At 42.0% G+C, this 14,103-nt stretch carries 12 protein-coding genes and 1 pseudogene; 11 read left to right on the top strand and 2 right to left on the bottom strand.

What is annotated here, in order from left to right:
• Nucleotides 1-21 precede the first annotated feature (21 nt).
• The 8 genes from ACLD6A_RS03605 (at nt 22) to ACLD6A_RS03570 (ending at nt 10,021) form a co-directional block, all read left to right on the top strand.
• Nucleotides 22-1,659: an ABC transporter substrate-binding protein gene (locus ACLD6A_RS03605; protein ID WP_119520480.1), complete on the top strand. Its 1,638-nt coding sequence runs from the start codon at nt 22-24 to the stop codon at nt 1,657-1,659.
• 213 nt (nt 1,660-1,872) lie between these two features.
• Entirely contained in the window at nt 1,873-2,799 is a 927-nt protein-coding gene (locus tag ACLD6A_RS03600) for an ABC transporter permease (protein WP_019260849.1), read from the top strand.
• 14 nt (nt 2,800-2,813) lie between these two features.
• Nucleotides 2,814-3,791, top strand: a complete 978-nt coding sequence (locus ACLD6A_RS03595; RefSeq protein WP_116712362.1) for an ABC transporter permease — start codon at nt 2,814-2,816, stop codon at nt 3,789-3,791.
• Between the two features lie 24 nt (nt 3,792-3,815).
• Nucleotides 3,816-5,831 carry a dipeptide ABC transporter ATP-binding protein gene (locus ACLD6A_RS03590; protein WP_410313625.1) on the top strand — a complete coding sequence of 672 codons (2,016 nt, stop codon included), beginning with the start codon at nt 3,816-3,818 and terminating at the stop codon, nt 5,829-5,831.
• Between the two features lie 137 nt (nt 5,832-5,968).
• On the top strand, nt 5,969-6,835 hold the full coding sequence (locus ACLD6A_RS03585) for an exodeoxyribonuclease III (RefSeq protein ID WP_116793889.1): 867 nt from the start codon (nt 5,969-5,971) through the stop codon (nt 6,833-6,835).
• Between the two features lie 156 nt (nt 6,836-6,991).
• Nucleotides 6,992-7,753: a DUF3710 domain-containing protein gene (locus ACLD6A_RS03580; protein WP_119520474.1), complete on the top strand. Its 762-nt coding sequence runs from the start codon at nt 6,992-6,994 to the stop codon at nt 7,751-7,753.
• A 30-nt stretch (nt 7,754-7,783) separates the two neighbouring features.
• Nucleotides 7,784-8,557: a DUF3159 domain-containing protein gene (locus ACLD6A_RS03575; protein ID WP_410313624.1), complete on the top strand. Its 774-nt coding sequence runs from the start codon at nt 7,784-7,786 to the stop codon at nt 8,555-8,557.
• 54 nt (nt 8,558-8,611) lie between these two features.
• Nucleotides 8,612-10,021, top strand: a complete 1,410-nt coding sequence (locus ACLD6A_RS03570) for a class I SAM-dependent RNA methyltransferase (RefSeq protein WP_410313623.1) — start codon at nt 8,612-8,614, stop codon at nt 10,019-10,021.
• Nucleotides 10,022-10,421: 400 nt separating this feature from the next.
• Here ACLD6A_RS03570 and ACLD6A_RS03565 read toward each other — a convergent pair whose 3' ends face one another.
• Complete coding sequence (locus tag ACLD6A_RS03565) at nt 10,422-11,771, bottom strand: hypothetical protein (protein ID WP_410313622.1); 1,350 nt, start codon at nt 11,769-11,771, stop codon at nt 10,422-10,424.
• Nucleotides 11,698-12,405 carry a cell wall hydrolase gene (locus ACLD6A_RS03560; protein WP_410313621.1) on the bottom strand — a complete coding sequence of 236 codons (708 nt, stop codon included), beginning with the start codon at nt 12,403-12,405 and terminating at the stop codon, nt 11,698-11,700. Before ACLD6A_RS03560 ends, ACLD6A_RS03565 begins: the two co-directional genes overlap by 74 nt.
• Before the next feature lie 397 nt (nt 12,406-12,802).
• Here ACLD6A_RS03560 and ACLD6A_RS03555 point away from each other — a divergent pair.
• The 3 genes and pseudogenes from ACLD6A_RS03555 to ACLD6A_RS03545 form a co-directional block, all read left to right on the top strand.
• Nucleotides 12,803-13,030, top strand: a pseudogene (locus tag ACLD6A_RS03555) (hypothetical protein); the annotation flags it as partial.
• A 281-nt stretch (nt 13,031-13,311) separates the two neighbouring features.
• Nucleotides 13,312-13,518, top strand: coding sequence for a hypothetical protein (locus ACLD6A_RS03550; RefSeq protein WP_410313802.1), 207 nt, complete (start codon nt 13,312-13,314; stop codon nt 13,516-13,518).
• 26 nt (nt 13,519-13,544) lie between these two features.
• The coding region (locus tag ACLD6A_RS03545; RefSeq protein ID WP_410313620.1) for an ABC transporter ATP-binding protein at nt 13,545-14,103 on the top strand (559 nt) is incomplete at its 3' end.

Below are 14,103 nucleotides of genomic sequence, written 5' to 3'. Positions count from 1 at the left end.
CCAGACGTTAGGAGAATAAATATGAAGAATAAGGCTTTAGCTTTTGCCGCTGCGGCCTGCTCGTTGGCCATGTTGCTTGGTGGCTGCGGCTCATCTGCTTCGAAGACTGCGCAGACAAACGGTGGAAAAGTTATTATTACCGTAAATAACACTGAGCCACAGAACGAATTGGTGCCTGGCAACATTAACGAAAACGCTGGTGCACGTCCTGCTATGTTGGTCAACTCAACGTTGGTCACTTTTGACGAAAAGGGCAACCCAGTAAATGAGGATGCTGAAAGCGTTACTCCAAACGCAGACGCAACTCAGTACACTGTTAAGCTTAAAGAAGGCAAGAAGTTCAGCGATGGTACTCCTGTTACCGCTGAAAGCTTCACCAAGGCTTGGAGCTTTGTTGCCAACGCTAAGAATGCACAGAAGTGCGCTTCCTTCTTCCAGACCATTAAGGGTTATGACGAATTGCAGAAGGATGGTTTGAAGGGCGACGAACAGCTTTCCGGTTTGAAGGTTGTAGATAAGAACACCTTCACCGTTGATTTGAAGCAGCCAGATTCCGTGTTCCCAATTAAGGTTGGCTACTTGGCATTCGCTCCACTTCCAGAATCCTTCTACAAGGATCCAAAGGCTTATGGTGAAAAGCCTGTTTCCTCCGGTCCATACTTGTTCAAGTCTTGGGATCACAACAGGCAGATTGAAGTTGTGAAGAACCCGGCTTACGAAGGCCCTCGCAAGGCTCAGAATGATGGCGTTACCTTTAAGATTTACACCGATGGTAATGCTGCTTACCGTGACGTACAGTCCGGCAACCTCGATATGACCGATAACATTCCAGATACTGAAACCAGCAACTTCCAGAGCGATAGCACAATCACTGCTTACAACAAGCCTGGTTCTGTAATTCTTCAGTTCACTATTGCTTCCAGCCTCCCACACTTCGATGTTAAGACTGAGGAAGGCCGCTTGCGTCGTCAAGCAGTTTCCATGTCTATCGATCGTAAGGCAATTGCTGAAAAGGTGCTGAACAAGACTGCTGCTCCTGCTAACGACTTCACTTCTCCAAAGACCCCAGGCTACGATCCTAATTTGAAGGGTAGCGAGCATTTGAAGTTCGATGCAAAGAAGGCTAAGGAATTGTGGGCTAAGGCAGAAGCCATTTCCAAGTATGATGGTCCTCTTACCTTCACCTACAATGCTGATAACGCTGTTGCTAAGTCCGTGTTCGATGCAGTTGTGAACTATGTGAAGAACAATTTGGGTGTTAAGGCAGAAACTACGCCAATCCCAACCTTCCAGGAGTTCCGCGATGCATGCACCAAGCGTAAGGTTAAGGGCGCATGGCGTGCAGGCTGGATGCCAGATTATCCAAGCCCAGAAAACTACTTGACTCAGCAGTTCGCTTCTGTCGCAGCTGATGGCAATGGTTCTAATGATGGCGATTACAAGAATCCAAAGTTTGATGAATTGCTTACCAAGGCTACTGCATCTTCCGATGCAAGCGAAGCAACTAAGCTTTATCATGAAGCTGGCGAAACTCTTCTTGAGGATCTTCCATCTGTACCACTGCTTTACATGAATGCTAAGGCTGTTATGAATCACAATTTGAAGGGATTCGTAATGGATTGGCAGAATATGCCGCTGTACTACCAGCTTCATAAGTAAGATTTAAATCTTCATATGGAGTTTATATAAATTAATTTCATGATATTCAGAAAAATACTTAATTCTGATATCACCTCTCAATAATTTAATATCGCGTATAGCGAAATTGCTACTCCAGTTGAAGAAATGAAGGAAGTAATCCAAAAATTTCTTTAACTGGAGCGGCACTTTGTTGTTTTTGCGAGTAATTGTTAACAATTCAAGGAGAAGCCGATGGGTAAGTACATTCTGCGTCGAATTTTGCAGATGATTCCTGTTGTTCTCGGCACAACGTTATTGGTTTATGCGTTAGTATTTGCTTTGCCGGGTGATCCGGTAAATGCAATGTTTGGCGATAAACCAGTTAATCCTGCTGTCGCAGCACAAATTCGAGCTAATTATAATTTAGATAAACCATTTATTATTCAATATTTACTGTTCTTAAAGAATGCGCTTACTCTTGACTTTGGCCAAACCTTTGCGGGTCAGCCTGTTATTGATGAAATTGGTCGTGCATTCCCTGTAACCATTCAGCTTGCTATCATGGCGTTTGCATTTGAAGCTCTGTTTGGTGTAACTTTTGGTATTATTTCTGGTCTTAAAAAAGGCAAATGGTACGATAGCGTAATTCTTATTGTTTCTCTGCTTCTTATTTCCGTACCAACCTTCGTGACTGGTTATGCTATGCAGTATTTGCTTGGTATTAAGTGGCATATTCTTCCTCCTAATGTAAGTAATGATCCTGGATTCTTAGATATGCTTACTCCTGCAATGGTTCTTGGATCTGTATCTATGGCATATGTAATTCGACTTACAAGGTCTGAAGTTTCGTCAAATATTGCGCTCGACTATGTTCGTACAGCTCGTGCGAAGGGCTTAAAAGAAAGCTCGGTAATTATTCGTCATATTCTGCGAAATTCGCTTATTCCTGTAGTTACTTTCTTGGGCCAGGATTTGGGCGCATTGATGGGCGGAGCTATGATTACAGAAACAATATTTAACATTCATGGTATTGGCTTCCTTACTTATCAAGGTATTTTGAAGGGTGAAAGCAACCTGGTAGTTTCTGTAGTTACCTTGCTTATGCTGATTTTCGTAGTCAGTAATTTACTTGTTGATATCTTGTACGCGGCTCTTGATCCGCGAATTCGTTACGCGTAAGGAGAAGCATAATTATGCAAGAAAAAGTTGAGGAAAATTTGACTGCTGCAGATATTGCTCTTCCAGGACAGGAACGTTACGTTGCTTCCTTGGATGAAACTCCGTTACAAGAAGTTGATTCTGTTGACGAGTCTGCTCCTGCTACGAGCATGTGGGCTGATGCTTGGCGTACTTTGAGACGAAATCCTTTGTTTATTATTTCCGCAATATTAATTATTGCAATTTTATTTATTGCATTATTCCCAGGATTGCTTGTTAAGCAAGATCCTATGTATTGTGTACTTAATAACTCTTTGATGCCAAGGTCTTCTGGTCATCCACTTGGATTCGATAAGCAGGGATGCGATATTTACGCTCGTGTAATATACGGAACTCGCACTTCTGTAACAATCGGCATAATTGCTACAGCTTTGGTTGTTTTAGTTGGCTCTTTAATTGGCGCTATTGCAGGCTTCTTCGGAGGTTGGGTTGATGCTGTTCTTAGCCGCATTACCGACATCTTCTTGGCTTTGCCTATGCTTCTTGGCGCTATAGTTGTTCTCCAAATGTTTAGAACCACAAAATCAATGTGGAAGATAATTCTAGTTATGGTTCTATTCGGTTGGGTTAGTGTTGCTCGAATAGCTAGAAGTGCTGTTATGGAATCAAAGAATCTAGAATTTAACACAGCTTCTACAGCTTTAGGATCTAGGCCTATACGAAATCTCTTTAGGCATATTATTCCAAACTCTTTGGCTCCAATCATTGTTGTTGGCACAACTTCTCTCGGCTCCTACATCGTGTTGGAGGCAACACTTAGCTTCCTCGGTATTGGTTTGCCAACTACTACAGTGAGCTGGGGTGGAGATATTGCTACTTACAGCAGGTACTTCAATAATAGTCCAGAAGTATTGTTCTATCCGTCATTTGCGCTTGCTATTACAGTTCTTGCCTTCATTATGATGGGTGACGCTGTAAAGGATGCGTTGGATCCAAAGAGCCGTAAGGCGTGAAGTTAGCGTGGAGGAATAAAACTTATGAGCATTTCAACGCATAAAAATGTAGACGCTCTCGCTATGCAGCGTGAGCAAGGTCCATTGCTTGAAGTGAAAAATCTTCAGGTTGATTTCACTACTGATTCTAAGAAAGCTGTTCACGCTGTTCGAGATGCAAGCTTTAGCGTATATCCCGGCCAGTGGGTTGCAATCGTAGGTGAGTCTGGTTCTGGAAAGTCCACTTCTGCAATGGCAGTTTTGGGTTTGCTTCCAGGAACAGGTCATGTTACGGGCGGTTCTATTAAGCTTAATGGCCAAGAAATTAGCAAATTAAAACCAAAAGAGTTTGCTTCTTTGCGCGGCACTGCAATGGGCTTGGTACCTCAGGATCCTATGAGTAACTTGAACCCTGTTTGGCGTATTGGTACACAGGTTAAGGAAGCTCTTCTTGCAAATGGTGTTGACGTAAGCCATGAGAAGCGTTCTGCTCTTGCGGAAGCTCTTGCAGGTGATGCTGTAGAAGTTAAAAGCAATGAGGACGAAACATTCCTTGGTTCTAAAGAATTACCAGAATTGATGGAAGTTGCACGCAAGTCTTTGGTAGAAATCGGACTTGATGAATTCAAGATGAATGAAGCCATGGGCTACTACAAAAAAGAGTGGGTTCCAGGTTCTGAAACTCGTTGGCGCGTTGCAGACGATTTAATCAAGTACGGTGTGAACGACGACAAAGCTTGGGAAATTGCCAAAAAGTATGTTGTTGGCGCTAATGTTGACGACCGTATTGCAGGTTTACTTGATGAGGCTGGTTTGCCTGATGCTGCAACTCGAGCACGTCAGTTCCCGCACGAGTTTTCTGGTGGCATGCGTCAGCGTGCGTTAATTGCCATTGGCTTGGCTTGCCGTCCAGATTTGCTGATTGCAGATGAGCCAACTTCCGCACTCGACGTTACCGTGCAAAAGCGCATTCTTGACCATTTGCATACGCTTACTGATTCGCTCGGAACTTCCGTTCTGTTCATTACTCACGATTTAGGTTTGGCTGCAGCTCGCGCACAGCACGTTGTTGTTATGTATAAGGGTCGTGTTGTTGAATCTGGTCCATCTTTGGACGTTTTGCAGCATCCACAGCATCCTTATACTAAGCGACTTGTTGCTGCCGCTCCAAGTCTTGCTTCTCAACGAATCATTTCCGTTAAGGAGCATGGTGGTAACGCGGATAATTTGCTTGAGCATCACGTAGTAGGTGAGCAAACTCTTGAAAAGAGTGAGCATATTATTACAGTCGATCACTTAACCCGAGAGTTTAAGCTTCCTCGCAAGAAGGAGCTTTTCAAAGCTGTTGATGATGTTTCGTTCTCTATTAAACGCGGAACAACGTTGGCAATTGTGGGTGAATCTGGTTCTGGTAAGTCTACTGTTGCAAACATGGTTTTGCGACTTCTTAAGCCAACAAGCGGAACTGTTACTTACGAAGGCAAGAATATTGCTGAATTAAAGGGCGCGGAATTGCTTGATTTCCGCCGTCATGTTCAGCCAGTGTTCCAGAATCCTTATGGTTCGCTTGACCCAATGTATTCGATTTATCGTTCTATTGAAGAGCCTTTGCGAATTCATAAGATTGGTGATAAAAAGAGCCGCCAGAATCGTGTGCGTGAACTTTTGGACATGGTTCGTATGCCTGCTTCTGTTATGACTCGCTTTCCGAACGAGCTTTCTGGTGGTCAGCGTCAGCGCATTGCAATCGCGCGCGCAATGGCATTGGATCCGGACGTTATTGTTTGCGACGAAGCTGTTTCTGCTTTGGATGTGCTTGTGCAAGATCAGGTTTTGCACTTGCTTAACGATTTGCAGGCAGAACGTGGATTAAGCTACTTGTTCATCACTCACGATTTGGCAGTGGTTCGTCAGATTGCGGACGAGGTTGTTGTTATGCAGCACGGCAAGCTTGTTGAGCACGCTACAACCGACGAAGTGTTTGATCATCCTCAAAAGGAATATACTCGTGATCTTCTCGACGCAATTCCTGGTGGAAACTTGGAGCTTGGCTTAGATTAATTAAATAATACAAGCTAATAATAAAAGGTGCAGAGTTTATAACTTGGTTAATAACTAGGTTTATAAATTTCTGCACCTTATTTTTTTGTTTTACGTAGCGTGCATATTTGTGTAACGCGCATATTAGAGTTAGATTTATGATCACAATTACTACTTCAAACTTAAATGGTATTCGTGCGGCAGAGCGTAAGGGGATGCTTGACTGGTCCGATTCTCACACTCCTGACGTGTGGTGCATGCAAGAAGTGCGCGCTCCGCAGGATGCAATCGACCCAATTATGACAAAAATTGAAATGGGATATCGCGCGTCTGAAAATATCGCAAATCCTGTAGAAAACGATAATTTTACTTATGCAAACGAAGTTTGCCGCATAAAAGGTCGAGCTGGGGTAGCGCTAGTAACATCACTTCCTGTAATTGAAAAACGCTACGGTTTGCCCGGCTTAAGTGATGATGTTGATTCTGGGCGATGGGTTGAAACTGACGTTCGTACCCCTGAGGGGTATGAAATTACTATTGCTTCAGTGTATGTTCACGCTGGAAACGTGGATGATCCGCAAAAAATGCAGCAAAAATTCCGCTTCTTAGACACAATGCTTATTCGCTTGGGTGAGCTTAGAGATATTGCTGCAAGTGGCGGAAATCAAGCGATTTTGTGCGGTGATTTTAATATTGCGCATACGCCGTTAGATATTAAAAACGCTAAAGCAAATGAAAAAAGTGCAGGATTTTTGCCGGAGGAACGCGCGTATATTGACCGCTGGATTAACGAGTATGAATTTGTGGACGTTATGCGCATGCTTGCGGGAGATATTCAAGGACCATACACTTGGTGGAGTCAGCGCGGCAAAGCTTTCGACAATAACGTTGGTTGGAGATTAGACTATCAGTTTGCAACGCCAGAAATTGCAGAAAGCGCTTGTGGCTTTGTGATTGATCGGGCTGAAAGTTATGAGGCAAGATGGTCGGATCACGCGCCTTTAACCATAAAATACGGTGTGTGATTATTAATCACATTAACTGAAATAAATAAAGTAATAGCATTTGCTCATATGCATATTTTCAGTGCTTTGTTTGTGATAATCTGGTGAAGTTGAGCAATTTACGACGATTAGCATTATGCTTATTGTTGTGCTTGTTGTTTTAAGAAATGAGGAATAATGGGCTGGTTATTTGGCCGAAATAAAGAAGTAGAATCTTCAAAAGATATAGATGAAGTTGTAAAGTTAAAAACTGGTCCATGGGATTTCAACGATGAAGATGCTCCTGATTTCAGTGATTATCTTGACTTTGGCTCAATTTATATTCCATATTTCCAAGGTATAGAATTACGCGTAAAAAAGCAGCGTGAAAATGATCAAGTAATTGGTGCAACAGTAACTTACGGATCGTCAAGTGTTGAAGTTGAAGCTTTTGCTGCTCCGAAATCTACTGGTATTTGGAATGAAGTATGCAAAGACTTACTTGACGGAAATAGCCAAGCTTGCACAGCACAAGGCGAATTTGGAACTGAACTTTTGCTGCCTGTAAAAGTTGGAGAAAAGAGTATTACAACTCGTATCGTTGGAGTTGATGGTCCTCGCTGGATGCTTCGTGGAGTATTTTCTGGGCCTGCAGCAACAGAGTTGGCAGAAAATAATAATGAAACTAAGCAATTAGACGAATGGTTTAAGGGGATTGTTGTAAATCGCGGTGAAGAACCATTAGCGCCTCGCGATCTTATTCCTATGCATGAGCCATTAACTCGTGAAGAAAAAGAATCAGCGCATAGATTAGAAGAAAATAATGATGAAAGTAATAGTTCATCTGAAGAAAATGCTGATGACGCTTTAAAAAAAGAAGATAAGCCTTTAGGATACGATCAGCAAGTTGATGTAAAAACTACGCTTTCTCGCGGACCAATGTTTTCTGAGGTTAGATAGAAGTAAGTTAAGTAGCATAAGGATATCGTCTTGAAAAATAACACTTGTGGTAAAAAAAGTTCTGGGCTTGCTTCCCTTGCCTCTATAGGTTCTGATGGAAGAAACTTTTCTGTAATTGATTCCATAGGTGGCGTTCGAGGCGTAATCGAATCCATGCTGCCGGGCTTGCTGTTTGTTATTTGCTTTGTTGTAACACGAAATGTGCAAACAACAGTTATTGTGGCAGCTGTGATTGCTGTTTTGCAAGTTGTGGTCCGTCTTATTCAGAGGCAATCTCTTATGGGAGCAATTAGTGGACTTGTTTCCATTGCAATTTGCCTTATTTGGGTGTGGACGAGTCATCAAGCGCGCGACTACTATATGATGGGTTTTATTACAAACGCTGTGTACGGTGTACTTCTTGCGATTTCGCTGATCGTTCGCGTGCCTGCTTTAGGTCTTGTGATTGAGTCAATTCGCAAAATGCCTACGGAAAACTTTGGCGCGTGGCTGCACGAATGGCTTGATTATAAGCCACTTAAGCGTGCGTATATGTATGTTACTGGATTGTGGATTGGCGTTTTTGCGCTGAGACTCGTTTTGCAAGTGCCATTATATTTGACGAATCACGTTGTGTGGCTTGGCACGGTGCGTTTGATTATGGGATTGCCGTTTTGGGCGCTCGCAATTTGGGTTTCTTACTTGATTATTGCAACGCCGTTTATGAGATTGCATCATAAAAATCGCGAAGAAAAACAGAGCGAAGAAAAGCAGGTTGACGAAGATCAGAACGATGTAAATTCAAGTGAAGTAAAATCAGCTTAACAAAATCAGCGTTAGAAAATCAGCTTAACAAAATGCAAAACTAGGGGGTAGTTTATGCAAGTGACGATGCGAATCGAGCGATATGCGGATCAAGGAAGATGCGTAGGTCATCTTGACGGACGCGTTGTATTCGTGCGATTTGCGCTGCCTGGAGAGCTGGTCGTCGTGCGCATGGATGAGCCGATGCGTGCAAAAGCGCACTTTTTTACTGGCGAAGTTGTGGAAGTTTTGGAGCCTAGCGCGTATCGTGTGGAGCCGCAATGGAAGCTCGCGGGTCCTTTAGCACAGGGCGGCGGAGTTGGAGGAGCGGATTTAATTCACGTTTCTTTGCCTGGTCAGATTCGTTGGAAGGCAGCCGTGATTGCTAATCAATTCCAGCGTTTAGCGCACATGGATGTTTCGGAAAGCGATGTTAGCGTTGAGCGCATTCCGGGGGATGAGGAGCTTAACGGATTTAATTGGCGTACGCGCATGGAGTTGGTTGCGGATGATGAAGGGCGATTGTCTATGCGAAAGCGCGAGTCGCATGATCGCATTGCGATTGATACTATGCCACTTGCGTCGCGCGCGGTTTTAGCAGTTGCAGATTCTTTAGATTTGTGGAATCGAGAATTTGAGCCAAATTCGCAAATTCGTCTTGCTGTTCCAGAGCCTAGGGTTGAGGGTTTAGACTTTAATGATAAGTCTGCGCTCCTTAGTGCGATTGGCGAAAATTATGCGCTTATAGTAAATGATGAGTTGGTTGCAGGCTCGGCTTTGCTGCGAGAGCGCGTGCGAGTTGTGGTTGATGGTGATTCATCGCGTATGCGTACTTTTGATTACGATGTTGACGCGCGTGGTTTTTGGCAGATTCATCGCGCAGCTCCAGAGCATTTGGTGAACTATGTTTTGGGATTAGTTCGTTCTGCGCTTGGTGGGCGCACTAAGAATACGGTTTTGTGGGATTTGTATTCTGGTTCGGGTTTGTTTACGATTCCGCTTGCGACTTTGGCTAATGTTGGCGGAGATTCTTCTGGCGCTGCAGATTCCATTGGTTCTGCAGCACCAGCTCGCGTGCTTAGCATTGAGGGTGCGCCGATTGCTGTAAAGAATGCAAGGCGAAATATTGGGCGCGCGGGTCTTAGCAGGGATGTTGTTGAAGCTTTGCAAGGCGATGTTGCGCAAACGCTTGAATCGCAGGTGTTTAAGGCGAGTAAGTCGTCTAAGATTGTGCGTAGATTTGCGCATCCTGATGTTGTTGTGCTAGATCCTCCGCGTGCTGGTGCTAAAGCTCAAGTTTGTAAGCAGATTGCGAAGTCTGGAGCAAGAAGCGTTGTGTATGTTGCTTGCGATCCAACCAGTCTTGCTCGCGATGTTGGCACGTTTAGGGAGCTTGGCTACAGCGTTCAGTCTTTGCGTGCGTTCGATATATATCCCAACACCCATCACGTCGAGACTGTCGTATTGATGTCAAAGGCTGATTAGGTGGGTGCAAATTTGCCCTTGTGTAACAGGGGTTCGCGAGGGTTATCGTTAAAAGGTTTAATGCGAAGCGGCTTTAAGCTGGGTTTGCGCGGTTTTTGAGCGTGATTTTGCTGTATAAGGAAACATATCAACGCTCTGGGGTCGAGTGCACAGGATGTTAACGTTAAAAGGTGCACCCACTTTGCACCCAGCTAGAAGTTAGGAAATGTTAATTAAGCACGATTAATGCACAGTATGATGAAATACTAGTTCGCTAATTAGTGAGTTTTCTCTATTTATTGATCGCAAAACATAGGGAAATTAGGCAAGAAAAAAGACGATAGATTTTTTCTTTTTTCTATCGTCTTACAAATTTAGTATTCAATTTTTCAGTTCGTCAAACTGTAATTTGGCAAATCGTCTACATTTGTGGATTAATTGCAAAATCGCTGAAATGACATCCATCTACTTTCCCAGCAAGAAGATTACTTGTTGTGTTATCAAAATGCACGGTTTGTTGTAGTTTAAAATTCTTTTTGTTAAGAAAATACAATGTAGATTGTGGTGTCTTTTCTCCATTTGCGTTATCTAAAATTGCTATAGCATTTTTAGTGGTTTGCATCCAATATCTTTTTGGATTGAACTTGCTTGAAGTATTTATTGGGATGGTAAATGTAATTTGCGTTTTCCCAGTAATTGTATTAATTTTATACAGCACGCCTGTGCCTTGGTCGAGTGCTAAGAGCTCGCGATCATTGAGCATTGTCCTATTCCCATATGAGATATTTTCAAAATCGTGTTTTTCCCCATAGTCATAGGCTATGCGCTTATTTTGCAAGGTTAGCGGTATAAAATCGAATTTTCCTGATTGCGTATTCCACCGATTAATACCGTACGTGGTGAAAGTGAATTCAGGATCGTCTTTTTTATATTCCGTTGTGTCTCCAATCGAAATGATGGTGTTGCGAATGCAAGGAGCTGTATCGTTTCCTATCGTAGAAAAACTATGTACCGTCGTTTCAGAATCTTTGAGTATATGTTTTACGGGTATTGAATCTTGGAGTTTTTTTATTACGAATCCATTTGTTCCATTAAAACTATTAGTTCCATTGTCGCTGGGGCTAATGGTGTACGTGCCACTCTCGCAAGCGCTCGATACATCATATATACGTGATTGCATAATATCTGTATTTCGCGGTTTGCCAAGGGTAATACTATTGAATTCGAGTTGATTTTTCCTAGTGCGAGTAAAACCGTGGTCAAGAACACTAATAACTTCGTGCTGATTATTTTCAAAAATTCCAGCTTGTGCAGCAGGTAATTTTTTGTGATGTTTAATTGCAATACGCATGTTACTTTTTTGGGCAAGGAAATAGTCAAATTTAGCGTCTACGAAATACAAACCATCAGTGTTCCATAATATGTTAGGAGATTCAATGGCAGAAGTGGTAATAGTTTGAGAAGTTCCATCGTTGTTGAGTAATACGATGAATCCATCTCGCTTCTTCTCTTTGCCGGCAGTCATGTCGCTTATTGCCACAGCGCCAACGGCATGTGAAAGATTTGCTTGTTTATAACTAATTTGTGTAGGCATCTGCTGCCAAAACAGTAGAAACAATATAGCTGATGCGATGACGGCGGCAGAAAAGCATAGTAAAACAATAATTATCTTCTTGCTTAATTGTTTCATCTTGTCATCAAAGCTTTCTGTATGTTGTGGCTTTTGTTGTTTTTTCAAGATCCCAAGGCCAGACGAGTTCATCGTTGCCATCGTCAATGTCTATTCCGGCGCCATATTTATAAGAAGCCCAGACTAATTGCGCGCAATGTAGTCCTCCCCAGTCGTTTTTATGCGGTTGGAAGAAAGCACTATTGTATCCACGACCGATATAAGTTCGAGCTCGATCTGCAGCTTTTGCTCTATTGGCATTAGATGTATTAACAGAACGTATTATTGCTCCTGGAGCTACAAGAGTCTCGGAAGCTAGTTTTTCTCTAGCTACTTCTCCTGGTCCTACTGCCTCAACAATTTTATTTTTTTGCGAGTAAATGCCTGTGTGACCATGTAGTCCTGCAGGAGTGAAATAAAAATCACCACGATGTTGAGCGTTTGGTAGCGCTATAGTTGCTTGGCTGGAAGATTTATCTTGTTGGTATTTATTGATATTTGGATTTTGCAATAATTCCATTTCTGCATCGAGTGCTTTTTCTTTGCTCCAATGATGATATTGAGCTATTTCTTGCATGCTTTTATCTAGCTTTTCTTTATTTACGTAATAGGGTAACGCATTTGCAAAATCTGATAATTTATCATCATATGATTCTTTGGCAAAAGCGGAAGATGTAGGCCATAGTACGCATAAAACAGCTGCAATTGTAATTGTTTTGAAAAGTTTCTTATTCATAATAGCCTCATTGTTATTGTGGATAATTTTACCTGTAATATGTCGCCGACGACATATTTATATTGTATATTATTTGCAGAAGTCAGTCTATAAAATATTCGTAAAACATTGCAATTTCACCTTAAATATGCAACATGTGATTGATTTTAGGAAATAGCCCTTAATCTTGATTTCAAAACTTGAGTCTAGTACACTCAAGTTTTAGGAATAAAGTTATAGGAAAATCTGTTATACGTATCAGATATATGAAAGTGAAAGCTCGTTAGAACTCGAAAGTATCGTCAAAAAGCTTGAAATTGCAACGAGAGTTGCAATAAAGGTTGCAGCGATTTGACTTAACTGAAATGTGTTTTAGAGGTTTAGTGGAAGTGGGTAGATATGGAATAAAAGTTACAACCTTAGCACAAGACGCATTAGCTTGGATGTGAGTGACTCTGCTCGCGCTTGGCTTGCGGAGCATGGCTATGATCCAGTTTATGGTGCTCGTCCGTTGCGTAGATTGGTTCAGACAGAAATTGGCGACCAGCTTGCTCGATTGCTGCTTTCTGGAAAGGTGCATGATGGTGCTCGCGTAGTTGCGGATTGTGCAGGGAGCGACGACCATGTAACTCTCAAGATTGCGTAAATATGCATTATTTAATGTAGTCAAATAATGTAGTCAAATAAAACAAAGCGTGCTGTTTATTGGATTATTTTCCAGTAGACAGCACGCTATTTTTATATCTGAATAATTGAAAACAAAAAGATTTGTGCAAATTACATTCTTTTTTATTTGAAAAATAAATTAAGACCTTTACGCCAAGTAATGAAATGATGCAAAGTACTACGCATGCTACGTCATAACTGCCGACATAAGGATAATTAAGAAAAGCTAGTACTCCCAAAATTAAGCTTGATATAGCAAGATTGTTATTATATAATAAGCATAACGTATTCAGGGCTGAATACGTTATTAAGCAGATTGAAAATGGAGATACGAATATGTTCGCAAAGGAAGGATTTGCAATAGTTGCGCGTTCTACTATCGTTTATGCTATGCCAATGTCAGCTTATGCTCAGATGAGTGGTTCTGTAGTTGGAATAGACAGAGAAAATATACGAAGTTGTAGGTAAGTAGTCTAGTTATTAAGTGGTGAGATATGCAAGAATCATATACGTGCTCAGATGTGCAACTTGTTAATGTGAATTTTTCGTATGGGAAAAAACAAATTTTGCATAATCTTTCTATAGATTTATCTTTTGGCATATGTGGTCTTTTGGGGCCAAATGGTGCTGGGAAAACTACTCTGCTTAACGTTATAGCGACTATTTATGCTCCCTCTAGTGGAAAACTTTTTGTTCATGGCTTTGACGTAACTGATCGTGCGGAAAGGGCTAAAGCTCGGTCAAATATTGGTTATTTGCCACAATCATTTGAACTTATGAATGCATCAAGTGTGTTAAAAAATGTTCAATATGCCGCATGGGCGCGAGGTTTATCGTGGAGTGCCGCGTATCAAGCTGCTTGGAATGCTCTCAAACAGGTTGGCTTGGAAAAACAAGCGCATCGCATCGTTGCTAAAATATCAGGTGGTCAGCGTCAGCGTGCTGGTATTGCTTGTGTGATTGCTAGTCAGCCTGCAGTACTAATACTTGATGAGCCTACTGTTGGTTTAGATCCTGAGCAGCGTATTGATATTCGTAATTTTCTTAAGTCTT

It is taken from the genome of Gardnerella sp. Marseille-Q9691 (genome assembly GCF_046507715.1).
GTDB lineage: Bacteria > Actinomycetota > Actinomycetes > Actinomycetales > Bifidobacteriaceae > Bifidobacterium > Bifidobacterium greenwoodii.
The sequence above is the reverse complement of the archived record's forward strand: the minus strand, read 5'-3'. Positions and strand labels throughout refer to the sequence as shown.

Excerpts from the sequence above, each read along its gene's own strand:
- ACLD6A_RS03605 (WP_119520480.1), top strand. The coding sequence starts at position 22 with ATGAAGAATAAGGCTTTAGCTTTTGCCGCTGCGGCCTGCTCGTTGGCC.
- ACLD6A_RS03600 (WP_019260849.1), top strand. The coding sequence starts at position 1,873 with ATGGGTAAGTACATTCTGCGTCGAATTTTGCAGATGATTCCTGTTGTT.
- ACLD6A_RS03595 (WP_116712362.1), top strand. The coding sequence starts at position 2,814 with ATGCAAGAAAAAGTTGAGGAAAATTTGACTGCTGCAGATATTGCTCTT.
- ACLD6A_RS03590 (WP_410313625.1), top strand. The coding sequence starts at position 3,816 with ATGAGCATTTCAACGCATAAAAATGTAGACGCTCTCGCTATGCAGCGT.
- ACLD6A_RS03585 (WP_116793889.1), top strand. The coding sequence starts at position 5,969 with ATGATCACAATTACTACTTCAAACTTAAATGGTATTCGTGCGGCAGAG.
- ACLD6A_RS03580 (WP_119520474.1), top strand. The coding sequence starts at position 6,992 with ATGGGCTGGTTATTTGGCCGAAATAAAGAAGTAGAATCTTCAAAAGAT.
- ACLD6A_RS03570 (WP_410313623.1), top strand. The coding sequence starts at position 8,612 with ATGCAAGTGACGATGCGAATCGAGCGATATGCGGATCAAGGAAGATGC.
- ACLD6A_RS03565 (WP_410313622.1), bottom strand. The coding sequence starts at position 11,771 with ATGGCAACGATGAACTCGTCTGGCCTTGGGATCTTGAAAAAACAACAA.
- ACLD6A_RS03560 (WP_410313621.1), bottom strand. The coding sequence starts at position 12,405 with ATGAATAAGAAACTTTTCAAAACAATTACAATTGCAGCTGTTTTATGC.